19 protein-coding genes are annotated in these 20,697 nt (G+C 70.9%); 10 read left to right on the top strand and 9 right to left on the bottom strand.

Annotated elements, in window-relative coordinates; all coding sequences use genetic code 11:
* Nucleotides 1–67: 67 nt before the first annotated feature.
* On the top strand, nucleotides 68–934 hold the full coding sequence (locus tag ACFWPQ_RS18085; RefSeq protein ID WP_384035111.1) for a serine protease: 867 nt from the start codon (nucleotides 68–70) through the stop codon (nucleotides 932–934).
* A gap of 100 nt (nucleotides 935–1,034) precedes the next feature.
* On the opposite strand, the gene ACFWPQ_RS18080 is transcribed toward ACFWPQ_RS18085, so the two are convergent.
* A complete protein-coding gene (locus ACFWPQ_RS18080; RefSeq protein WP_361303670.1) occupies nucleotides 1,035–1,265 on the bottom strand; it encodes a hypothetical protein in 231 nt (76 codons plus the stop codon).
* A 441-nt stretch (nucleotides 1,266–1,706) separates the two neighbouring features.
* Here ACFWPQ_RS18080 and ACFWPQ_RS18075 point away from each other — a divergent pair, with 441 nt between their 5' ends.
* The 6 genes from ACFWPQ_RS18075 to ACFWPQ_RS18050 all read left to right on the top strand — a co-directional run bounded on the left by ACFWPQ_RS18075 (nucleotide 1,707) and on the right by ACFWPQ_RS18050 (nucleotide 8,863).
* Nucleotides 1,707–3,830 carry a type IIA DNA topoisomerase subunit B gene (locus ACFWPQ_RS18075; protein ID WP_384035107.1) on the top strand — a complete coding sequence of 708 codons (2,124 nt, stop codon included), beginning with the start codon at nucleotides 1,707–1,709 and terminating at the stop codon, nucleotides 3,828–3,830.
* Nucleotides 3,831–4,282: 452 nt separating this feature from the next.
* On the top strand, nucleotides 4,283–4,816 hold the full coding sequence (locus tag ACFWPQ_RS18070; protein ID WP_384035104.1) for a DUF1453 domain-containing protein: 534 nt from the start codon (nucleotides 4,283–4,285) through the stop codon (nucleotides 4,814–4,816).
* Nucleotides 4,813–5,964, top strand: coding sequence for a sensor histidine kinase (locus ACFWPQ_RS18065; protein WP_384035101.1), 1,152 nt, complete (start codon nucleotides 4,813–4,815; stop codon nucleotides 5,962–5,964). The genes ACFWPQ_RS18070 and ACFWPQ_RS18065 overlap by 4 nt, the downstream gene beginning before the upstream one ends.
* Complete coding sequence (locus ACFWPQ_RS18060) at nucleotides 5,961–6,638, top strand: response regulator (RefSeq protein WP_384035099.1); 678 nt, start codon at nucleotides 5,961–5,963, stop codon at nucleotides 6,636–6,638. Before ACFWPQ_RS18065 ends, ACFWPQ_RS18060 begins: the two co-directional genes overlap by 4 nt.
* Before the next feature lie 69 nt (nucleotides 6,639–6,707).
* A complete protein-coding gene (locus ACFWPQ_RS18055) occupies nucleotides 6,708–7,274 on the top strand; it encodes a DUF485 domain-containing protein (protein WP_384035096.1) in 567 nt (188 codons plus the stop codon).
* On the top strand, nucleotides 7,271–8,863 hold the full coding sequence (locus ACFWPQ_RS18050) for a cation acetate symporter (protein WP_384035094.1): 1,593 nt from the start codon (nucleotides 7,271–7,273) through the stop codon (nucleotides 8,861–8,863). The genes ACFWPQ_RS18055 and ACFWPQ_RS18050 overlap by 4 nt, the downstream gene beginning before the upstream one ends.
* A gap of 15 nt (nucleotides 8,864–8,878) precedes the next feature.
* On the opposite strand, the gene ACFWPQ_RS18045 is transcribed toward ACFWPQ_RS18050, so the two are convergent.
* Nucleotides 8,879–9,571, bottom strand: coding sequence for a response regulator (locus ACFWPQ_RS18045; RefSeq protein WP_384035091.1), 693 nt, complete (start codon nucleotides 9,569–9,571; stop codon nucleotides 8,879–8,881).
* A 158-nt stretch (nucleotides 9,572–9,729) separates the two neighbouring features.
* Between ACFWPQ_RS18045 and ACFWPQ_RS18040 the strand changes: the two genes are divergently transcribed.
* The 3 genes from ACFWPQ_RS18040 to ACFWPQ_RS18030 are packed head-to-tail and all read left to right on the top strand — an operon-like array spanning nucleotide 9,730 to nucleotide 12,498.
* Nucleotides 9,730–10,545 (top strand): ABC transporter ATP-binding protein, encoded by an 816-nt coding sequence (locus ACFWPQ_RS18040; RefSeq protein WP_384035088.1) that lies wholly within the window; start codon nucleotides 9,730–9,732, stop codon nucleotides 10,543–10,545.
* Nucleotides 10,535–11,401 carry an ABC transporter permease gene (locus tag ACFWPQ_RS18035; protein ID WP_361303696.1) on the top strand — a complete coding sequence of 289 codons (867 nt, stop codon included), beginning with the start codon at nucleotides 10,535–10,537 and terminating at the stop codon, nucleotides 11,399–11,401. Before ACFWPQ_RS18040 ends, ACFWPQ_RS18035 begins: the two co-directional genes overlap by 11 nt.
* A gap of 53 nt (nucleotides 11,402–11,454) precedes the next feature.
* Nucleotides 11,455–12,498 (top strand): ABC transporter substrate-binding protein, encoded by a 1,044-nt coding sequence (locus ACFWPQ_RS18030; RefSeq protein WP_384035085.1) that lies wholly within the window; start codon nucleotides 11,455–11,457, stop codon nucleotides 12,496–12,498.
* A gap of 17 nt (nucleotides 12,499–12,515) precedes the next feature.
* Here ACFWPQ_RS18030 and ACFWPQ_RS18025 read toward each other — a convergent pair whose 3' ends face one another.
* From ACFWPQ_RS18025 to ACFWPQ_RS17995, 7 genes are all read right to left on the bottom strand, one after another.
* Nucleotides 12,516–13,196, bottom strand: a complete 681-nt coding sequence (locus ACFWPQ_RS18025) for a response regulator (protein WP_361303702.1) — start codon at nucleotides 13,194–13,196, stop codon at nucleotides 12,516–12,518.
* Nucleotides 13,193–14,854, bottom strand: a complete 1,662-nt coding sequence (locus ACFWPQ_RS18020; protein WP_384035082.1) for an ATP-binding protein — start codon at nucleotides 14,852–14,854, stop codon at nucleotides 13,193–13,195. Before ACFWPQ_RS18020 ends, ACFWPQ_RS18025 begins: the two co-directional genes overlap by 4 nt.
* A 104-nt stretch (nucleotides 14,855–14,958) precedes the next feature.
* The gene (locus ACFWPQ_RS18015; RefSeq protein WP_384035079.1) at nucleotides 14,959–15,903 is read right to left on the bottom strand and encodes a sucrase ferredoxin; all 945 of its coding nucleotides are present in this window, start codon (nucleotides 15,901–15,903) and stop codon (nucleotides 14,959–14,961) included.
* A 106-nt stretch (nucleotides 15,904–16,009) separates the two neighbouring features.
* On the bottom strand, nucleotides 16,010–17,263 hold the full coding sequence (locus ACFWPQ_RS18010) for a citrate/2-methylcitrate synthase (protein ID WP_384035076.1): 1,254 nt from the start codon (nucleotides 17,261–17,263) through the stop codon (nucleotides 16,010–16,012).
* 100 nt (nucleotides 17,264–17,363) lie between these two features.
* Nucleotides 17,364–18,266 carry a formyltetrahydrofolate deformylase gene (gene purU / locus ACFWPQ_RS18005; RefSeq protein WP_384035073.1) on the bottom strand — a complete coding sequence of 301 codons (903 nt, stop codon included), beginning with the start codon at nucleotides 18,264–18,266 and terminating at the stop codon, nucleotides 17,364–17,366.
* Nucleotides 18,263–19,138 (bottom strand): methylenetetrahydrofolate reductase, encoded by an 876-nt coding sequence (locus tag ACFWPQ_RS18000; RefSeq protein WP_384035070.1) that lies wholly within the window; start codon nucleotides 19,136–19,138, stop codon nucleotides 18,263–18,265. The genes purU and ACFWPQ_RS18000 overlap by 4 nt, the downstream gene beginning before the upstream one ends.
* A gap of 55 nt (nucleotides 19,139–19,193) precedes the next feature.
* Nucleotides 19,194–20,558 carry an aminomethyl transferase family protein gene (locus tag ACFWPQ_RS17995; protein WP_384035067.1) on the bottom strand — a complete coding sequence of 455 codons (1,365 nt, stop codon included), beginning with the start codon at nucleotides 20,556–20,558 and terminating at the stop codon, nucleotides 19,194–19,196.
* Between the last annotated feature and the right edge of the window lie 139 nt (nucleotides 20,559–20,697).

Below are 20,697 nucleotides of genomic sequence, written 5' to 3'. Positions count from 1 at the left end.
GTGCTGCGGGTCGCGGTGCGCTGGATGACTCTGGGTGTCCCGGTACCACCCAGAGTGAGGAGCGTGCATGCGCCGTTCTGTTGCCCCGGTCCTGATCCGGCCGCTGATCCTGGCGGCCGTCGCCACGGCCATACCGCTGGCCACCGCGCCTCCTGCCGCCGCCGGCAGCGTCGTGGTCGGCGGCTTCCCCGTCGACGTCTCACAGGCCCCTTGGACGGTCGCGCTGTCCAGTCGTGACCGGTTCGGGGGTACGCGGGCCGGTCAGTTCTGCGGCGGAGTGGCGATCGGCCGGACCACGGTGCTGACCGCGGCCCACTGCCTGGCCGACGAGGTCGTCGGCGGGTCGTCCGACCCGGTCCGCGACCTCAAGGTCATCGCGGGCCGCACGGATCTGCTCGCCGCGCAGGGCCAGGAGATCCCCGTCACCGTCGCCCGCGTCAATCCGGGCTACGACCCCGACGCCAACACCGGCGACTTCGCCGTCCTCACCCTGGCCGAGCCCCTGCCCCGCGCCGCGGTCATCGCGATGGCCCCCCAGGGGGACACCGCCTACCGCTCCGGCACCGGTGCCCTGGTCTCGGGGTGGGGTGACATCACGGGCGGCGGGGACTACTCACGCCGGCTGTACGCGGCACGGCTCCATGTGCTGCCCGACGAGACGTGCGAGCGCGCCTATCCCGGCGGCGCCGACGGCACCTACCGGGCGGACTCGATGGTGTGCGCGGGCGAGGCCCGGGGCGGACCGGATGCCTGCCAGGGCGACAGCGGAGGGCCGCTGGTCGCCGGCGGGAAGCTGATCGGGCTCGTGTCGTGGGGGAGCGGCTGTGGGCGCCCGGGGAATCCCGGCGTCTACACGCGCGTCTCGGAGGTCGTACGGGCGCTGGGCCCCGGCGGTGCCCTCAGCGGCTCACGCCGGCCCCACAGGGGCTCCTGACGGCCTCTGCGCGGCTACGACGAAGGGCGGCCGCTCCCCTGGAGGAGCGGCCGCCCTTCACCGGCCTGTGCCGGAGCTGGCTCGTCGTGGATGCGAGAGGTCAGCGCTCATCTTCCGAGGCGATGGCAGGAACGGAGGTCAGCCGCTCCGTCTCGTCCTGTATCTCAGCGGCGATCTTCTTGAGTTCCGGCTCGAACTTGCGACCGTGGTGGGCGCAGAAGAGCAGTTCTCCGCCGCTGAGCAGCACGACGCGCAGGTATGCCTGGGCGCCGCAGCGGTCGCAGCGATCGGCGGCCGTCAGGTGGCTCGCGGGGGTCAGAACAGTAGTCACGTCGCCTCTTCTCTAGCTCGACGAGCTGTCGTACCAGGGTCAACATCCAACCAGCCCGACAACGTTCCCGCTCGGGGCTTCTCCTCGAAAAAAATCTTTCGAGGTGGCCGTCTGCTGCCGGTTGGCGGCGAATGTGCCGTATTGCGTCGTCTTAGGTGCTTACGGGTTAGCGCGGTTCATCGGTCTCGTCCTCCCGGCTGGGTTGCCGGTTGTTTGTGAGGACGTGCCCGGAGCCTAAATGGTTCATGCCTCGAAGGGAACGTGATATGTACTTCACTCCATCGAGGGATCGAACACGTATACGACCTTGGACTAGTGTGAGTTCACGACGAGGGTGGCGTTACAACGGCTCTACCAGGCCTCGGTACCCTCTGAGCGGCGACCGAAGCCGGCCCCTTACCCAAAAGGGGCTCCATTGAAATTCAGCGAGGAGCGAACCGCGTGACCGCCGATACGTCCGTGCCGTCCACTGCGCTGCTGGCAGGAGCAGACCGGGACGGCTCCAACTACACCGCGCGGCACCTGCTCGTCCTTGAGGGCCTCGAAGCCGTGCGCAAGCGTCCCGGCATGTACATCGGCTCGACCGACAGCCGCGGCCTGATGCACTGCCTGTGGGAGATCATCGACAATGCCGTGGACGAGGCCCTCGGCGGCTACTGCGACCACATCGACGTCATCCTCCACGACGACGGCTCCGTCGAGGTCCGGGACAACGGCCGCGGCATCCCCGTGGACGTCGAGCCCAAGACCGGTCTGTCCGGCGTCGAGGTCGTCATGACCAAGCTGCACGCCGGCGGCAAGTTCGGCGGCGGCTCCTACGCCGCCTCCGGCGGTCTGCACGGCGTCGGTGCCTCCGTGGTCAACGCGCTCTCCGCGCGTCTCGACGTCGAGGTCGACCGCGGCGGCAGTGTGCACGCCATCAGCTTCCGCCGCGGTGTGCCGGGGGCCTTCACCGGCGTCGGCCCGGACGGAAAGTTCGAGGCCGGGAGCGGGCTGCGCAAGACCAAGAGGGTGCCCAAGACCCGCAGCGGCACGCGCGTGCGCTACTGGGCCGACCGGCAGATCTTCCTCAAGGACGCCAAGCTCTCCCTGGACACGCTCCACCAGCGTGCCCGCCAGACCGCGTTCCTGGTGCCGGGCCTGACCATCGTCGTCCGGGACGAGTACGGCCTCGGCGAGGGCGGCAGCAAGGGCGAGGAGTCGTTCCGCTTCGACGGCGGCATCAGTGAGTTCTGCGAGTACCTGGCCACCGACAAGCCGGTCTGCGACGTCCTCCGCTTCTCCGGGCAGGGCACCTTCAAGGAGACCGTCCCGGTCCTGGACGAGCACGGCCAGATGACCCCCACCGAGGTCACCCGCGAACTCGGCGTCGACGTGGCGCTGCGCTGGGGCACCGGCTACGACCAGAACGTCAGGTCGTTCGTCAACATCATCGCCACGCCCAAGGGCGGCACCCATGTGGCCGGCTTCGAGCAGGCCGTCCGCGAGACCCTCAACGAGGTACTGCGCGCCAAGAAGCTGCTGCGCGTCGCCGAGGACGACATCGTCAAGGACGACGCCCTGGAGGGCCTCACCGCCGTCGTCACCGTCCGGCTCGCCGAGCCGCAGTTCGAGGGCCAGACCAAGGAGGTCCTCGGCACCTCGGCGGCCCGCCGGATCGTGAACAACGTGATCACCAAGGAACTGAAGGCGTTCCTGACCTCCACCAAGCGCGATGCCGCCGCACAGGCGCGCGTGGTCATGGAGAAGGTGGTCGCCGCCGCGCGGACCCGCATCGCGGCCCGCCAGCACAAGGACGCGCAGCGTCGTAAGACGGCCCTGGAGTCCTCGTCCCTGCCCGCCAAGCTCGCCGACTGCCGCAGCGACGACGTCGAGCGCAGCGAGCTGTTCATCGTCGAGGGGGACTCCGCGCTCGGTACGGCGAAGCTCGCCCGGAACTCCGAGTTCCAGGCGCTGCTGCCGATCCGCGGCAAGATCCTCAACGTCCAGCGGTCCTCGGTGACGGACATGCTGAAGAACGCCGAGTGCGGGGCGATCATCCAGGTCATAGGAGCGGGCTCCGGCCGCACCTTCGACATCGACGCCGCCCGCTACGGCAAGATCATCATGATGACCGACGCCGACGTCGACGGCTCCCACATCCGCTGCCTGCTGCTGACGCTGTTCCAGCGCTACATGCGGCCCATGGTCGAGGCCGGCCGGGTCTTCGCCGCGGTGCCACCCCTGCACCGCATCGAGATCACCCAGCCCAAGAAGGGCCAGGACAAGTACGTGTACACGTACTCGGACCGCGAGCTGCGCGACAAGCTCATGGAGTTCCAGAGCAAGGGCATCCGGTACAAGGACTCCATCCAGCGCTACAAGGGGCTCGGCGAGATGGACGCCGACCAGCTGGCCGAGACGACGATGGACCCGCGCCACCGCACCCTGCGCCGCATCAACCTCTCCGACCTCGATGCGGCCGAACAGGTCTTCGACCTTCTGATGGGCAACGACGTGGCTCCCCGCAAGGAGTTCATCTCCAGCTCGGCGGCGACGCTGGACCGGTCGCGTATCGACGCGTAGCGGTTGCGTTGGGGTGGTGCAGGGTGGGCCGGGCGGCGGTGGGGGGCGCTGTCCGGCCGGATCCTCCGGCAAGGACGCCTGCCGATCGTCCGGCCGGGCGCCGATCGGTTGCCGGCGTGGGGCGGCCGGTGGGTGCCCTGTGGGGGTGCTTGCCGGTCGTTCCGCGAGATTTCCGTCCGGCGGTCCGTGCGAGGCCCGTCGGTCTGTGCGAGGCCCGTCGGTCCGTGTGCGCCCCGTCGGTCCGTGTGAGGCCGGTCGACTCGGCGAAGGTCCGTCCGCCGCCCATCCGGCCCCACGTGCGGTTCTCCACCCGGGGGTGGAGAGATCCCGCTTGCTGGAATCCACCCGTGATCCACCCTCGCTCCGATCTGCTGACCTGCGCATTTCCGTAGCGTCGAAGGCGTCGGCAGCTCCCGCTCCCGGCACCGCCCTTCCCGCTCACGGAGGCTCTGATGTCCGGGCTCGTCAACGCGTTGCTGATCGTGGCCGTCGTCGTCGTGGTGATCGTGCGCCAGTTCCGCGCCCGCCCGATCAGCACTGGCCGGCGCTGGTGGCTGCTTCCCGTGATCCTCGCGGTCGTCGCGCTGCGCGAACCCGGCATACTCGACGCCCATCACCGCACCGAATCCGCCCTGCTGCTCGCCACCGAGGTGCTGGTGGGACTGGGGATGGGCGCCGGCTGGGCCTGGACGACCCGGGTGTGGACGGAAGCCGACGGTGTCGTCTGGACCAAGAGCACCAAGGCCAGCGCGGCCGCCTGGTTCGCCGGCATAGCCGTGCGGGTCGGTCTCTACGCCCTCGGAGCCGTCGTCGGCGTCCACCAGGACAGCTCGGCCTTGATGATCGGCCTGGCGGTCACCCTGCTGGTCCGCTCCGGCATCCTCGTCTGGCGTGCCCAGTCGCTCCCCTCCGCCGCGTCCGCGAACGGCCCCACCCGGGCGTACGGTGACGACATGGCCCGGGTCACCAGGAAGGAAGGCGTGTGACGGAGAACGCCTGGACACGCTGGCCCTCGCGAGAAGCGCTGAGCCGTGCGGGGGTCTCCCGGCCCCGGCGCTCCCTCGCCTGGGGCGTGCGACTGCTCGTCCTCGCCCTGCTGCTGTGGAGCGCCTTCAACCAGTCGCACGTCCACGGCTGGGGCGTGGCTGCGGCCGTGGCGGGGGTGGTCGTGACCGCAGTGGTCTCCTGGGGATTCTTCCGGACCACCTACGCCCACCGGCTCGTGCCCTCCCTGGCGCTGATCATTGTCCTTCTGGCCATCGCGGTCGTGGCGGAGACCACCGGCTTCCGGGGCCCGGCCCTCGTGATCTGGTGCGGCTGCGGCATCTCCGCCCTGGAGCGGCTGCCGGTCGCGATCGCCCTGCCCGTCGCGTCGGTGGGCCTGGCCTCGTACTCCGCGTTCAACAACGACGTATGGCTGACCACCGCGGCCACCGTCGTCGGCATGGCTCTCGCCGGCTATGTCATGAGACTCGACGCCGAGGCCCGGGGCAGCGCCCAGCGGCTGCTCGCGCAGGAGCGCGCCGCGAGAGCGGCCGAGGCCGAGTCGGCGGCGCTGGCGGAGCGGGCCAGGATCGCACGGGAGATCCACGACGTGCTGGCCCACAGCCTCTCCGCCCAGATGGTGCACCTGGAGGCCGCGCGGCTGCTGATCGAGCGCGGAGCCGACCGGAAGCAGATCCTCGAACGGGTGGTGGCCGCCCGGGGAATGGCGCGCGACGGACTCGCCGAGACCCGTCAGGCCCTGTCCGCCCTGCGCGGGGAGCTCACCCCGCTGGAGGACTTCCTGACCGAACTCGTCGGCGCGACCGACGGTGCCGAGGTCACCGTCACCGGGGAACGCAGAACCCTGCCCGCGGAGGCGTCGCAGACCGTACGACGCGTCGCCCAGGAGGCGTTGACGAACGTCCGCAAGCATGCCCACGGCGCCAAGGTCCGTGTCCGGCTGGACTACAGCGAGCACGAAGTGACTCTGAACGTACGCGACTCGGGCGGTCGTCCCGGCGAACTCACCGGTGTCGGCGGCGGGTACGGTCTGCTGGGTATGCGGGAGCGGGCCGAGCTGCTGGGCGGATCGCTGGAAGCGGGACGTGATGACGAGGGGTTCGAGGTGAGGTTGAGGGTGCCCGTATGACGGAGGGGGAGAAGAAGCCCGCGCGGGTCGTGGTCGCAGACGACCAGACAGTGGTCAGGGAGGGCATCGTGATGCTCCTCGGGCTGCTGCCCGGTGTGGAGGTCGTCGGAGCTGCGGGCGACGGGGAGGAGGCGGTCCGGCTGGTCGCGGAACTCGCCCCGGACGTGGTGCTGATGGACCTGAGGATGCCGCGCTGTGACGGCGTGGAGGCGACCCGGCGGATCCGGTCGGAGCACCCCGGGACCCAGGTCGTGGTGCTGACCACGTTCGCGGACGACGAGTCGCTGTTCCCGGCGCTGAGAGCCGGCGCCCGTGGCTATCTGACCAAGGACGCGGGCGGCGACGAGATCGTGCGAGCCGTGGAGAGCGTGCTGTCGGGAGACGCGGGGCTGTCGCCGAGCATCCAGCGGAGGCTGCTGGAGCGGCTGTCGCAGCCCGAGCCGGTGCCGGTGGCCAGCGAGGCGCCGGACGGGCTGACCGCGCGGGAGACCGAGGTCCTGGTGCTGATCGCCGAGGGGTTCACCAACCAGGAGATCGCCCGGAAGCTGCACGTCTCCACCGCGACCGTGAAGACACACATCAACAACCTGTTCGCGAAGACGGGGCTCAAGGACCGGGCACAGGCTGTGCGTTACGCCTACGGGAAGGGATTGGTGCGGCCACCAGCGGATTGAGTCACCTGATGGGGTGAAGAGCCAGGGGAAGAAGAGTCAGGGATCTTCCCGATCTGTCCATCCTTGGGCATGCAGTCAAGCAACGGGCGTCACCGCGACGGCGGGGGCGGCTCCGAGAGTTCGGCCGGGCGGCCCGAGGACCAGGGCGAGTACGGCACGGCCTCCCCAGAAGTCAGGTACCAGGACCCCTGGTACGACGCACTGGCCTCCGGCTGGGGCGAGCTGGACGGCACCGGAGGGCCGGCCCCCGCCGTACCGGGGGCGCGAACGGCGCGGGAAGAGGCGGCTGTTCGCGCCCGTGACGTGTATCTGGAGGTGCAGCGCAGCGCGGCCTTCCAGGAGGTGCGCAGCCGCTACCGGAGGTTCGTGGTGCCGGGGGTCGCCGTCTTCCTCACCTGGTACGTGGGGTACGTGGTGACCGCCACGACGGCGCCCGGGCTGATGGCGCGGCCCGTCGCCGGAGCGGTGAACGTGGCGATGGTCGCGGGGCTCGGGCAGTTCCTCACCACGTTCCTGCTCACCTGGGCCTACGCTCGGCACGCGCGGTTGCGCAGGGATCGCGCCGCGCTGGAGCTGCGCTGGGACACCCAGGAGCTGACCCGGGGTGCCCGGGGCGTCCAGGGTGGTGCGTCATGACGGGCGATCATCAGACCCTGGCGCTGCTGCTGTTCAGCGTGTTCGTCGCCGTGACGCTGGGGATCACCACGTGGGTGAGCCGGAGGCGGCATGGTTCGGCGGAGGAGTTCTACGCCGGCGGGCGGCTCTTCTCGCCCATGGAGAATGGTTTTGCCATCGCGGGCGACTACATGTCGGCGGCCTCCTTCCTCGGAGTGACCGGGCTGATCGCGCTGTTCGGCTACGACGGGCTGCTGTATGTGGTCGGCTTCCTGGTGGCGTGGCTGGTCGTGCTGTTCCTGGTGGCCGAACTGGTGCGGAACTGCGGGCGGTTCACGCTGGCCGACGTGATCGCGGCGCGGATGAGCGAGCGGCCGGTGCGGATCGCGGTGGGTACGTCCTCGGTCACGGTGTCCGTTCTCTATTTGGTGGCGCAAATGGTGGGTGCGGGCAGTCTGGTCGCGCTGCTGCTCGGGCGGACCAGCGAGGCGGCGCAGGCGTGGACGGTCATCGGGGTCGGCGCGCTGATGGTGGTCTATGTGTCGTTGGGAGGGATGCGGGCCACCACCTGGATCCAGATCGTGAAGGCGGTCCTGCTGCTGAGCGGGACGGTGGCGCTGACCGTGCTGGTGCTGCTGCGGTTCCACGGTGACGTCGACCGGCTGCTGTTCACGGCAGCCGAGCGCAGTGGGCACGGGAAGGCGTTCCTGGCGCCGGGGCTCAAGTACGGCGGGAGCTGGAGCGCGCGGCTGGACTTCATCAGCCTGGGGCTGGCGCTGGTGCTGGGCACGGCGGGCCTGCCGCACATCCTGTCCCGCTTCTACACGGTGCCGACCGCGCGGGCGGCGCGGCGTTCGGTGGTCTGGTCGATCGGGCTGATCGGGAGCTTCTACCTGATGACGTTCGTGCTCGGCTTCGGGGCTGCGGCCGTGGTCGGGCCGGATGCGGTGCGTGCGTCGAACGCGTCGGGGAATACGGCGGTTCCGCTGCTGGCGCTCGACCTGGGCGGCGGCGCGGGCTCCACGGGTGGAACGGTTCTGTTCGCGATCGTCGCCGCCGTCGCCTTCGCGACGATCCTCGCCGTGGTCGCCGGGATCACCCTCGCCTCCTCGGCGTCCGTCGCTCACGACCTCTACGCCACCCTGCGCAGGCCGCACGCCAAGCACCGGAGCGAGGTCGCGGTGGCGCGCACGGCGGCGGTCGGTATCGGTGTCGTGGCGATCGCCCTCGGCCTGCTGGCCCGTGACATGAACGTCGCGTTCCTGGTCGGGCTCGCCTTCGCGGTGGCGGCCTCGGCGAACCTGCCGGTGCTGCTGTACTCGCTGTTCTGGCGGAACTTCACGACACGCGGCGCGGTGTGGGCCGTATACGGCGGGCTCGTGCCCGCGCTGGCGCTGGTCGTGCTGTCCCCGGTGGTGTCCGGGAGCCCGGGTGCCCTGTTCCCGGGGGTGGACTTCCAGTACTTCCCGTTGCAGAACCCGGGGATCGTCTCCGTCCCGCTCGGCTTCCTGGCCGGCTGGCTCGGCACGGTCACCTCTGACGAGGTCCCTGACGAGGCGAGGCACGCGGAGACGGAGGTGCGGTCGCTGACCGGGGCGGGGGCCGTTTAGAGAGCCCCGGGACGGCTACGGCGCCACCCAGGCGTAGCGGTGCTCCGGGCGGCCCGTGTCGCCGTACTTCAGGGAGAGGCGGAGGCGGCCGGCCTGCTCCAGATGGCGGAGGTAGCGCTGGGCGGTGGAGCGGCTGAGGCCGGTCTCGGCGGCGACCTCGTGGGCGGAGAGCGGATGGTCGGCCCGGTGCAGGACGCCGCAGATGAGGTCCGTCGTCGGCTCGGACTGGCCGCTGGGCAGGCCGGGTGCGGACGGTGCCGGTGAGGTGCGCAGGGCGCCGAAGATCCGGTCGACCTGCTCCTGGCCGGTCAGGCCCCGGCCGCCGACCCGGTCGACGGTACGGCGCAGGGCCGCGTAGGAGTCCAGGCGGGTGCGCAGGGCGGCGAAGGTGAACGGCTTGACCAGGTAGTGCAGGGCGCCCAGGCGCATTGCCCTCTGGACGGTGGTCACGTCGCTGGCCGCCGTGATCATGATGACGTCGGTGCCGAGGCCCTGCTCCCGCATGCGGTGGACGAGTTCGAGGCCGGTCTGGTCCGGCAGGTAGTGGTCCAGCAGGACCAGGTCGATGGTGCCGCGGTTCACGGCGGCCAGGGCCTGGGCGGCGCTGTGCGCGCGGGCGGCCACCCGGAAGCCGGGAACCTTCCCCACGTACTTGGCGTTTATCTCGGCGACGCGGAAGTCGTCGTCGACCACCAGGACGTCAATCATCAGGCCTCTCCTTCAAGGCCGGCGAGCGTTAAGCCCGTGTTTCGTCTGCGCAGTTGTAGCGCGAGCAAAAAGAGCACAACAGATGCTTGCGAGCAAAAGAACGGCTTGCGCCCAGAAGACTGCTGCCGTGGCCCGGGTCACACCTACCGTCCCGGCCCATGAGCGCAGACACCAGCCCCGCCATCGAGCTGCGGGGCGCGAGCAAGATCTTCAAGACCCCGTCGGGGGGTCTGCACACGGCTGTCCGCGACCTCGACCTCACCGTGGGGCGTGGTGAGTTCGTGGCCGTCGTAGGGCCGACGGGTTGCGGCAAGTCCACCACGCTGACGCTGGTCAGCGGGCTGGAGGAGCCCAGCGAGGGCGAGGTGCTGGTGGCCGGCGAGCCGGTCGCGGGCGTCGGCGACAAGGTCGGCTTCGTCTTCCAGCAGGACGCCACCTTCCCCTGGCGGACCGTGCTGTCCAACGTGATGGCGGGGCCCCGCTTCCGGGGTGTGCCCAAGGCGGAGGCCAGGGAGAAGGCCCGTGCCTGGCTGGCCCGGGTCGGACTCGCCGCCTTCGAGGACCGTTACCCGCATCAGCTCTCCGGCGGCCAGCGCAAGCGCGTGGCGCTCGCCGCGACCTTCGTCAACGACCCGGAGATCCTGCTCATGGACGAGCCGTTCTCCGCGCTCGACGTGCAGACCCGGGCCCTGATGTCGGACGAGCTCCTCGAACTGTGGGAGGGCACGGGCGCCTCGGTCGTCTTCGTCACCCACGACCTGGAGGAGTCCATCGCGCTGGCCGACAAGGTCGTCGTCATGACCGCCGGGCCCGCGACCGTGAAGCAGGTCTTCGAGATCGACCTGCCCCGCCCCCGCAAGGTCGAGTCGGTACGTCTGGAGCCGCGGTTCATCGAGATCTACCGCGAGATCTGGGAGTCCCTCGGCGAAGAGGTCCGCATCACCCGTGAGAGGGGTGCCGCCAATGTCGCCTGAGACGCTCAGCACACCGGTCGTCGACACGGTCAAGGCCGGCCCGGACCGGGCCCGGTCGCGGGCCCAGGCCGCCCGCAGACGCAAGGCGATCGTGTTCGCCGTGCGCGTGCTGCTCCTGGTGGCCGTCCTGGGCCTCTGGGAGGTCCTGGCCCGGGCCGAGGTCATCGACCCGTTCAACTTCTCGATGCCGTCGAAGATCTGGGACCAGATCTGGACCTGGGTGACCCACGGCACCGCACTCGGCCCCCTGGGCGAGCAGATCTGGTACACGCTCTACGAGGCGCTGCTCGGCTGGGTCATCGGTGTCATCGCCGGTGTGGTCTTCGGCATCGCCCTCGGGCGGATCGCCTTCCTCGCCGACGTCCTCGGCCCCTACATCAAGGTGCTCAACTCGATCCCCAGGATCGTGCTCGCCCCGATCTTCGTGATCTGGTTCGGGCTCGGTGCCTCCTCCAAGGTCGCCTCGGCCGTCGTGCTGGTGTTCTTCCCGGTGTTCTTCAACGCCTTCCAGGGTGCCCGTGAGGTCGACCGCAACCTCGTGGCCAATGCCCGGATCCTCGGCGCGAGCGACCGGAGGGTGACCCTCCAGGTCGTCATCCCGTCCGCCACCTCGTGGATCTTCACCAGCCTCCACGTCAGCTTCGGCTTCGCCCTCATCGGCGCCATCGTCGGCGAGTACATCGGCGCCACCAAGGGCATCGGCCTGCTCGTCGCGCAGTCGCAGGGCACCTTCAACGCGGCCGGTGTGTACGCCGCGATGGTCATCCTGGCCGTCGTCGCCCTCGCCGCCGAAGGGCTGCTCACCTTCGCCGAGCGCCGCATCTTCCGGTGGAAGCCGTCGGACTCGGACAGCTGACCCCTCTTCTCCCGCTCCTCCCCGCACCGCCTTCTCACAAGGACGTGAACCGCATGCGCAAGTCCGCCAGATACAGCACCCTGGCCGCCGCCGGCCTGCTCGCCGTCTCCTCCCTCACCGCCTGCGCCAACGACGCGGCGAGCACGGCCTCCACCGGCGACGGCAAGGGCACGAAGGTCAAGATCATGGTCGGTGGCCTGGACAAGGTCATCTACCTGCCCGCGATGCTCACCCAGCGGCTCGGCTACTTCGACGCCGAGGGTCTCGACGTGGAACTGCTGACCGAGCCGGCCGGCGTGCAGGCCGAGACCGCGCTCGTCGCCGGGCAGGTCCAGGGGACGGTCGGCTTCTACGACCACACGCTGGACCTGCAGACCAAGGGCAAGGCCGTGGAGTCCGTCGTGCAGTTCTCGCGGGCGCCCGGCGAGGTGGAGATCGTCTCCACCAAGGCGGCCGGTGACATCACCTCGCCCAAGGACTTCAAGGGCAAGAAGCTCGGCATCACCAGCCTCGGCTCGTCGACCGACTTCCTCACCAAGTACCTCGCCGTCAAGAACGGGGTCAAGGTCAGCGACTTCTCGCCGGTCGCCGTCGGCGCGGGCGCGACCTTCATCTCGGCGCTCCAGCAGGGCTCCATCGACGGCGGTATGACCACCGACCCGACCGTCGCGACGATCCTGGACAAGAAGGCGGGCAAGGTCCTGCTGGACATGCGGACACCGGAGGGGTCCCAGAAGGCGCTCGGCGGCCCGTACCCGTCGTCGAGCCTGTACATGCAGACGGACTGGGTCAACGGTCACAAGGACACCGTCCAGAAGCTGGTCAATGCATTCGTCAAGACGCTCAAGTGGATGTCCACGCACAGCGCCGCCGAGATCGCGGCCAAGATGCCCGCCGACTACTCCCAGGGCGACAAGGCTCTCTACACGCAGTCCATCGAGAGCACGCTGCCGATGTTCACCGACGACGGCGTGATGCCCGAGAACGGCCCGGAGACCGTGGAGAAGGTGCTCAAGGCGTTCAACCCGAACATCCAGAAGGCCGATGTGGACCTCAGCAAGACGTTCACCACGGAGTTCGTCGAGGCGGCCAAGTAGGAGCCGAGCAGCACGTCTCAGCCGCGGGTCGCCCACACGTAACGGTGTTCGGGGCGGCCCGCGTCGCCGTACTTGAGGGTCAGCCGGGCCCGTCCGGTGCGTTCCAGGAGCTTCAGATAGCGCTGGGCGGTCTGGCGGCTCACCCCCGTGCGCTCGGCGATCTCCTGGGCCGACAGCGGGCCCTCGGCGTTCATCAGGGACTGGCGCACCAGCTCCGCGGTGGTGGGGGAGTGCCCTTTGGGCAGCCCCGGCTCGGACGGCGCGGACAGCGCGCCGAAGATGCGGTCCACCTCGGCCTGTTCGGCCTCGCCGCCGCCGTCCAGGGTGCGCCGCAGCTGCGCGTACGCCTCCAGCTTGGCGCGCAGCCCCGCGAACGCGAACGGCTTGACCAGGTACTGCAGGGCGCCCTGGCGCATCGCCGCCTGGACGGTCGACACGTCCCGGGCCGCCGTCACCATGATCACGTCGGTCTGGTGGCCGCGCCGGCGCATCTCCTGGACCACCGCGAGGCCCGTGTCGTCGGGCAGATAGTGGTCCATGAGGACGAGGTCGAGGCGGGGCAGGGTCTCCAGCCGGTGCAGGGCCTCGGCCGCGTTGTGGGCCTCGCCCGCCACATGGAAGCCGGGCACCTTCTCGACGTAGGCGGCGTTGACCCGGGCGACCCGGGTGTCGTCGTCCACGACCAGGACCTCGATCATCGCGCCTCCTCCTCGGCCGGGGCGAGCGCCGGCTCCCGTTCCAGTTCCGGCGCGGTCAGCGCCTCGGGGAGTACGACCGTGAACTGGGCGCCCCCGCCCTCCGGTTCGCCCACGGTCGCGCTGCCGCCCTGCCGTTCGGCGAGCCGGCGCACCAGGGAGAGCCCGATGCCGCGCTTGCCGTGCGTCGGCGGCTTCTTGGTGGACCAGCCGTCGGTGAAGACCAGCTCCCGCTGTGCCGCCGGGATCCCGGGCCCCGTGTCCCGTACCCGGAGGACGATCGCGCGGCCATCCGCGCACAACTCGACCTCCACGCGCGCGTGCGGCGTACCGGCGACCGCGTCGAGCGCGTTGTCCACCAGGTTGCCCACGACCGTGACCAGGCCCCTGGGATCGATCAGCCGGTCCGGGAGCCAGGTGCGGTCGGACACCCACAGGGCGACCCCGCGCTCGGCCGCGACGGTGGCCTTGCCGACCAGCAGGGCGGCCAGCAGCGGGTCCTGGATCTTCTCCGTGACCTGCTCGGCGGTGACCCGGTGGTCGCCGACCACCTCGCCGACGAACTCCACGGCGTCGTCGTACATCTCCAGTTCCAGCAGCCCGAGCAGGGTGTGCATGCGGTTGGCGTGCTCGTGGTCCTGGGCGCGCAGGGCGTCGATCAGCCCGCGCGTGGAGTCGAGTTCACGGCCGAGCTGCTCCAGCTCGGTGCGGTCGCGCAGGGTGGCGACGGCGCCGCCGTCGTCGGTGGGCATGCGGTTGGCGACCAGGACCCGCTGGCCGCGTACGGTGAGCAGATCGGTGCCGGTCACCCGGCCGGCCAGCACATCGGTCGTACGACCTTCGCCGAGCGCCTCGTCGGGGGACCGGCCGACGGCCTCGTCACCGATGCCGAGGAGCCGTCTCGCCTCGTCGTTCAGGAGGCGGATGCGGCCGGCGCGGTCGAGGGCGACGACGCCCTCCCGGATGCCGTGCAGCATCGCCTCGCGTTCCGCGAGCAGCGCCGAGATGTCGGAGAAGGCCAGGTCGCGGGTCTGCCGCTGGACCCGCCGGGAGATCAGCCAGGCGGCCAGCGCGCCGGCCGCGAGGGCACCGCCGGCGTAGGCGAACAGCCCGGGGATGGTGCTGAGCAGCCGCGCCCGCACGCTGTCGTAGGCGATGCCGACCGAGACCGCCCCGATGATCCGGTGCTGCGCGTCGTACAGCGGCACCTTGCCGCGTGCGGAGCGGCCCAGGGTGCCGTTGTCGATCTGCATGACCTCCTTGCCGTCCAGTGCCTCCGTGGGGTCGGTCGACACATGCCGGCCGATCTCCGAGGGCGTGGTGTGCGACCAGCGGAACCCGCCCCGGTCCATCACCACGATGTACTCGGCGTGGGTGGCCTTCCGGATCCGCTCCGCCTCCTTCTGCACCGGCCCGTTCACGGTCGGTGCGGTGGTCAGCACGCCCTCGGCGATCTGCGGGTCCTGCGCCGTGGTCTGGGCGATCGCCAGCGCCCTGCGCATCGCCTCCTGGTCCAGCTGCTTGCTCAGGGGGGCCAGGAAGAGCCCGGTCGCGAGCACGGCGACGCCCGCGGCGATCGCCAGTTGCATCAGCAGGATCTGTGAGAACACCTTCCGGGGCAGCCGGGGACGCAGACGGCGCACAGGGGGTGTGGGGCTCATACCCACGACGGTACGTGCGCGGGTACGCCGTGCTTAAGGGGGTGTGGCGTGGATCTCTTGACCAGTCCGGTGGATCTCTTGACCAGTTCTTGGGAGAGTCCGGGTCAGCTCGCCAGCGTCGTCGTCGTCCGCAGCTCCCGCACCGACACCACGTCCATCCGCGCCGGCGACCCCAGCACCGACACCCCGCAGCTCTCCGGGCGCGGCGGCAGCGAGGCGCCCTGGGCCACGCACATCCGCCAGCGGCGGCCGTCGGCATGGGCGACCGTGACCTCCCAGCGCGGGGCCGCGCCCTCGGTCCGTACGACGCTCAGCACGCCCGCCGCGTACTCGCCCGCCGCCTCGCGCACGGCCAGTTCCGCCGCCTGGCCGGGCCGTTCCCAGGCGGAGCAGCCGCGGCACCCCTCCAGCACCACGCGGTCCTCCTGGATGCCGTGCAGGACCTCCTTGACGGCATGGGCCTCGGCGCGGCCGTACGCGTAGCCGTAAGGCAGGACGAGCAGCGTCGGCGAGAAGCGATGACCACCCAGATGGGTGACCTCCCAGGTGCCCGCCACGCCGGACGCGGCCAGCTCGGCGGCGAGCGGGCGGCCCAGCAGGGCGCAGCAGCGGTCGCGCCTGCCGTTGGTGCAGACGAGCGCGAGCGGGCTGCCCCGGTGCGGCCGGCCGCCGAGCGCCGCGTCGAACGAACGGTGGTCGCCCGCGCCGAGCGCGGCGAAGTCGAGGCCGAGCAGCCGGCTCGGGTCGCGGGTGGTGGCGCTGTGCAGCCAGACGTTCCCGGGCACCGAGTGGGCGACGTACACCTGGCGTACGGCGGAGGTGCCGGGGTCGGCGTGGCGGCCGGGGCGGCGGATGAGCGCGATCCGCACGCCCGTCCCCTTGGCGGCGGCCTCCAGGGCGCGGCCCAGCGCGGGGTCCAGATGGCTCGAAGTCAGCGCCTTGGGACCCCACGGGCCGGGTTGTTCCAGCAGCAGCCACGTCGTCGCGGTGGCGGCGGTGCCCGAAACGGGCTCGTCGAGCATCCGGGAGACGGTTGCGCACCTACTCACAGAGGTGAGCCTAACCTGACTTTGCCCGGGGTGACTTCCGGCCTCCTCCGTTCGCGCCTTCGAGGGGGCTGCCGATGGGGTTGCCGATGGGGTTGCCGATGGGGCGTTACGGCAGTGGCTGTGGCGGTTTCGGGCCCACGTAGTGGCCGCTGGGACGCATGCGCAGCGGGCGTTCGCCGTACTCCTCCAGCGCGTGGGCGATCCAGCCCGCCGTCCGAGCGACGGCGAAGATCGTCTCGCCCGCGGTGGCGGGCATGCCGCAGGAGACCGTGAACACGGCCAGCGCCAGGTCGACGTTGGCGTGCAGCGGGGCGTGCCGGGCGGTCGTGGCGACGACGTCCCGGGCCGCGAGCAGGGCGGGCTCCGCGCGCGGGACCTCCTCGAGGAGCGCGAACAGCGCACGCGCGCGTGGGTCCTCGCCCTGGTAGAGGCGGTGGCCCAGGCCGGGGATACGGCGGCCCGCGCGGAGCTCGTCCGCGATCACCGTGACGGCGCTGCCCTGGTCGAGGACGTCGACCAGCATCCGGTGGGCGAGCCCGCTGGAGGCGCCGTGCAGGGGCCCTTCGAGCACGCCGAGCCCGGCCGACACGGCCGCGTAGGCGTGCGCACGAGCGGAGGCCGCGACCCGGACCGCGAGGGTGGAGGCGGCCAGGTCGTGGTCGACGAGCAGCGCGAGCGCGGTGTCCAGGACCCGGAGCGCGGCGTCGCTGGGGTCGATGCCGGTCAGCCGGCGCCACAGGCGGTGGGCGAGCGGGCCGTCGTCGTGCCCCCGCCGGCGCTGCACCGGGAGCGCGGCGACGAGCGTGGGGATCAGCACGCGCGCGGTGCCGAGGACGGACTCCTCGGACAGGTCGAAGCGGAGCGGGTCCTCGGCGGCCGCGGCGATGGTGGCGACGCGCAGCCGGTCGGTGGGCGAGGTGTGCTCGGGCAGCGCGTCGACGGTCCGGCGGGCGACCGCGACCGTGGTCTCCGGAGCGGTGAAGGTCACGCCCCGGGTCATGCGGCCGGTCCACAGCCACTCGGCCACTTCCTCGTAGGAGTGGTGCGCGGCGAGTTCCGTGGCGTCGACCCCCCGGAAGAAGTACCGGTCCTGGTCGATCAGCGTGATCCGGGTGCGCACCGACAGATCACCGCCGGAGCCCGGACTCCCGGCGGCCTCCCGCCTGTTGCGCCGGGCCAGCGTCTCCACCTCCCGGGCGTCGAAGGTGCTGGCGCGGCCCCCGGGCTCGCGTCTGCTGCTGAGCTGGCCGCGGCTCACATAGGCGTACACGGTCTCGGGCTTCACGCCGAGCAGTTCGGCGGTCTCCCTGGTGCTCAGCCGCCGCGCGGGACTGCCGGGAGCGGGGTGTTGATCGCGCATGGGCGTCACCGTAGCCGCTTCGGCATGGATTGACTCGATCAATGTTGACAGAGGTTGTGTTGAGCGGCGGGGACTGGCTCATGGGAAGACGGGAAGTGGCTCATGTGAAGACGATGGTGTGGTTGCCGTGCCGGACGACCCGGTCCTCGGCGTGCCAGAGCACCGCGCGGGAGAGCACGGCCCGTTCGACGTCGGCGCCCCGGCGGCGGAGGTCGGCGGCGGTGTCGGCGTGGGTGACGCGGACGACGTCCTGCTCGATGATCGGGCCTTCGTCGAGGTCCTCGGTGACGTAGTGCGCGGTCGCGCCGATCAGCTTCACGCCGCGTTCCTTGGCCTTGGCGTACGGGCCGGCGCCGATGAAGGCGGGCAGGAAGGAGTGGTGGATGTTGATGATCGGCACCCCGACCCGCTCGATGAAGTCGCCGGAGAGGATCTGCATGTAGCGGGCGAGGACGACGAAGTCGACGTTGTCCTCGATCAGCCGCAGGTGCTCGGCCTCGGCCGCGGACTTGTCCGGCCCCGTCGAGGGGACGTGGAAGAAGGGGACGCCGAAGCCGCGTACCTCATCGGCCGTGTCGGGGTGGTTCGAGATCACCATGGCCACGCTGACCGGGAGTTCGCCCCGCCGGTGCCGCCACAGCAGGTCGAGCAGGCAGTGGTCGGACCTGGAGGCGAAGACGGCCACCCGTTTCGGCACCGACAGGTCCCGCAGGGTGAAGTCGAGGTCGAAGTCCTTGGCCAGCCGTTCCGCCAGTTCCGCACGGATGCCCGGCAGGGCGGCCCGCAGACCGTCGAGGGAGAAGATCGTGCGCTGGAAGAAGGCCCCGGTGGCCGGGTCGGAGTACTGGTCGAGCGAGACGATGTTGGCGCCGTGGCTGCTGAGCAGGGAGCCGACGGCGGCGACGATGCCGACGCGGTCCGTGCCGCGCACGATCAGCGAGGCCTGATGCGCGGGTGCGGAGCCGCGCGCCCCGAGTGCCGGAGCCTGCTGGGTGACGGTCACTTCGGGTCCTCCCCGGTGCGGAAGCCGGCGATCCACGCGGAGGTCGCGCCCAGCCCGCCGAAGGTGTAGAAGTGCAGCTTCACCTCGCCGTGCGCGGTGGGGTCGTACCGCTCGGCCAGGGCGCGGATGAAACGGTCCGGTCCGGCCGTGCCCATGAGGTTGCTCAGGGACAGCCCGTACTTGCGGGCGATGGACGCGCCGGTCCCGACCCCGAACCGGGTGGCGTACGACAGCAGCCTGCGGACCCCGGCGGGACCGGGCACGCCGACGCGGACCGGCAGGTCGACGCCCCGCTCGCGCAGCCGCTCGATCCAGTCGAGCACCGCGTCCGGGTCGAAGCCGAACTGGGTGATGACGTCGCCGGTCAGCCCCTCCTCCGCGAGGGCCGCCGCCTTCTGTTCGAGGGCCGTCCACAGTGCCGTCTCCGGGATCTGCGGATGCCCTTCCGGGTAGCCGCTGATCCCGGCCTGCCGTACGCCGTACTTCCCGAGCAGTCCGGAACGGATGACGGAGAGGGAGTCGCGGTAGGGGCCGTGGGGGTGGGCCGGGTCGCCGCCGACGACGAAGACGTTCTGCCCGGTGCCGTCGGCCTGCAGGGCGGCCAGGAACTCCGCCAGGTCCTGCCGCGAGCCCAGCCGGCGTGCCGAGACATGGGGGACCGGGACGAATCCGAGGCGCCGCGCGGACCGGGCTGCCGCCCGCCGCATCGGCAGGTCCTCGTTGCCGAGGTACGTCACGTTCACGCGGGTGCCCTCTGGGATGGACTCTCCGGCGGCCTCCAGTTTCGGGGTGTCCTTGCCCGTCATCTCCAGGGAGAAGTCCCGTAGCAGCAGCGCCGCTCCGGTGAGCGCGGGTGTGGAAACAGGGGTCATCATGCTCCTTGCTCGGATCGGCGCGGGGAAGGTGGCCTGGGCGGAACCGGCGGGACTACCGGTCGCGGTAGGCGGCGCGCGCGAACTGCACGTACGGAGCGGGGGCCACGGTCGCGCGGATCTCCACCTGGCGGTGCGCCTCGACGCCCGGCTTGGCCGAGTTGGGGCTCTCGCCCCACACCACGGTCACCTCGGTGCCCGGCTCGCTGTGGGCGAGATCGACGGTGGCCAGCGACACCATGGCCCTCTCGTTGGCTATGTAGCCGACATCCATGGAGATGCCGACCAGCTCCCCGCCGGCGAGCACCTTGTCGCTCTGGTGCAGGGCGTAACGGGCCTTGGGAAACTCGATGAACTTGGCGGGCAGTTCGCCCGGCCGGTACAGCGAGCCGATGGCGGCGGCCACGTCATCGGCGTTCCACACCAGGGTGACCTTGGTGCGGCGCGGCTTCTTCGCGATCTCCTCCAGGGCCGCGCGGCCGACGAAGTCGTGGTCGAACGCGACGATGCCGCCGTAGCCGATGTCGTACGGCGTCACGTAGTAGTCGGCGATGTCCTCGGAGTCCATCGAGCCGCCCAGCGAGCCCATCGCGGTGGTGGGGAGCCACTCGCGGTAGCCCTTGAGGCTGTCGCCGGAGAAGACGGCCGGGAACGGCGCGGGCACCCAGGCCGACTCCAGGTTGGCGGTGGAGTACGCCTTGGCACCGGCCCGGACCAGGCCGAACTCCGGGCCGGCGGCGAGGAGGGCCGCCAGTACCGCCTCACCCTCCGCCCAGGGGCCGAAGAGCTCGAACCCGGGCTGCCCGGCCATGCCGTGCCGCAGGGCGCGCACCTGGCGGCCCGCGATGGTGAACGTGGTCATGTGGAAGAACTTCACAGCCGGTAGGGGGGCTCCGGTGGCCTTCTCCAGCAGGGCGACCGCGTTCGGGCCCTGCACCTCGTACCGGTACACCTTGGGCGGCCGCCCGGGCTCCCGGTCGTAGGAGTTGTCGTCGCGCTCGGTCGTCGCGTCGTACTCGCCCGTCTCCAGGTGGTACTGCACCCAGTCGAGGACCATCGGGTGCCCGACCAGGTCGAACCGGTTCTCCTCCAGGTGGAACAGGACGGCGTCGCCGATGAGGTGGCCGTCGTGGTTGACGGCGACGTACTGCTTCGCACGGCCCGGACCGAACCTCGCGAAGCTGTTCACGCCGAGGTCCGACAGCAGCCGTAGCGCGTCGGGGCCCTCGATGTACAGGTCCGTCATGTGGTGCGACTGGTCAAGCAGCGCGACCGACTCCCGCCAGGCCCGCTGCTCGGTACGCCAGTTGGTGAACTCCGCCGCGACCGGAAAGGTGTGCGGGCGGATCGGGGAGTTGCGCAGCAGTGCCAACGCTCCGCCCGCCCGCCGGATGCCCTGCTCGACGCTCTCGTGGCTCATGTCCCGCCTTCCGTGATCGACCGGTGTGCGCGGTGCGGTGTCCTGCCGGGGCCACGGAGGAGGGGCCACCGCGTTCGGCTCGACGCGACCGGGTGTCTGATGTGCAGAATGCTGATCTGCTGTACAGAACCGTAAGGCG

The organism is Streptomyces sp. NPDC058464 (genome assembly GCF_042721035.1).
Lineage (GTDB): Bacteria > Actinomycetota > Actinomycetes > Streptomycetales > Streptomycetaceae > Streptomyces.
Note: the sequence above shows the minus strand (reverse complement) of the source record. Positions and strands in the feature narration are given on the sequence as shown.

What these genes read in the sequence shown, in the direction of transcription:
- ACFWPQ_RS18085 (WP_384035111.1), top strand. Translation starts at nt 68, where the DNA reads ATGCGCCGTTCTGTTGCCCCGGTCCTGATCCGGCCGCTGATCCTGGCG.
- ACFWPQ_RS18070 (WP_384035104.1), top strand. Translation starts at nt 4,283, where the DNA reads ATGTCCGGGCTCGTCAACGCGTTGCTGATCGTGGCCGTCGTCGTCGTG.
- ACFWPQ_RS18060 (WP_384035099.1), top strand. Translation starts at nt 5,961, where the DNA reads ATGACGGAGGGGGAGAAGAAGCCCGCGCGGGTCGTGGTCGCAGACGAC.
- ACFWPQ_RS18055 (WP_384035096.1), top strand. Translation starts at nt 6,708, where the DNA reads ATGCAGTCAAGCAACGGGCGTCACCGCGACGGCGGGGGCGGCTCCGAG.
- ACFWPQ_RS18050 (WP_384035094.1), top strand. Translation starts at nt 7,271, where the DNA reads ATGACGGGCGATCATCAGACCCTGGCGCTGCTGCTGTTCAGCGTGTTC.
- ACFWPQ_RS18045 (WP_384035091.1), bottom strand. Translation starts at nt 9,571, where the DNA reads ATGATTGACGTCCTGGTGGTCGACGACGACTTCCGCGTCGCCGAGATA.
- ACFWPQ_RS18040 (WP_384035088.1), top strand. Translation starts at nt 9,730, where the DNA reads ATGAGCGCAGACACCAGCCCCGCCATCGAGCTGCGGGGCGCGAGCAAG.
- ACFWPQ_RS18035 (WP_361303696.1), top strand. Translation starts at nt 10,535, where the DNA reads ATGTCGCCTGAGACGCTCAGCACACCGGTCGTCGACACGGTCAAGGCC.
- ACFWPQ_RS18030 (WP_384035085.1), top strand. Translation starts at nt 11,455, where the DNA reads ATGCGCAAGTCCGCCAGATACAGCACCCTGGCCGCCGCCGGCCTGCTC.
- ACFWPQ_RS18025 (WP_361303702.1), bottom strand. Translation starts at nt 13,196, where the DNA reads ATGATCGAGGTCCTGGTCGTGGACGACGACACCCGGGTCGCCCGGGTC.
- ACFWPQ_RS18020 (WP_384035082.1), bottom strand. Translation starts at nt 14,854, where the DNA reads ATGAGCCCCACACCCCCTGTGCGCCGTCTGCGTCCCCGGCTGCCCCGG.
- ACFWPQ_RS18010 (WP_384035076.1), bottom strand. Translation starts at nt 17,263, where the DNA reads ATGCGCGATCAACACCCCGCTCCCGGCAGTCCCGCGCGGCGGCTGAGC.
- ACFWPQ_RS18000 (WP_384035070.1), bottom strand. Translation starts at nt 19,138, where the DNA reads ATGACCCCTGTTTCCACACCCGCGCTCACCGGAGCGGCGCTGCTGCTA.
- ACFWPQ_RS17995 (WP_384035067.1), bottom strand. Translation starts at nt 20,558, where the DNA reads ATGAGCCACGAGAGCGTCGAGCAGGGCATCCGGCGGGCGGGCGGAGCG.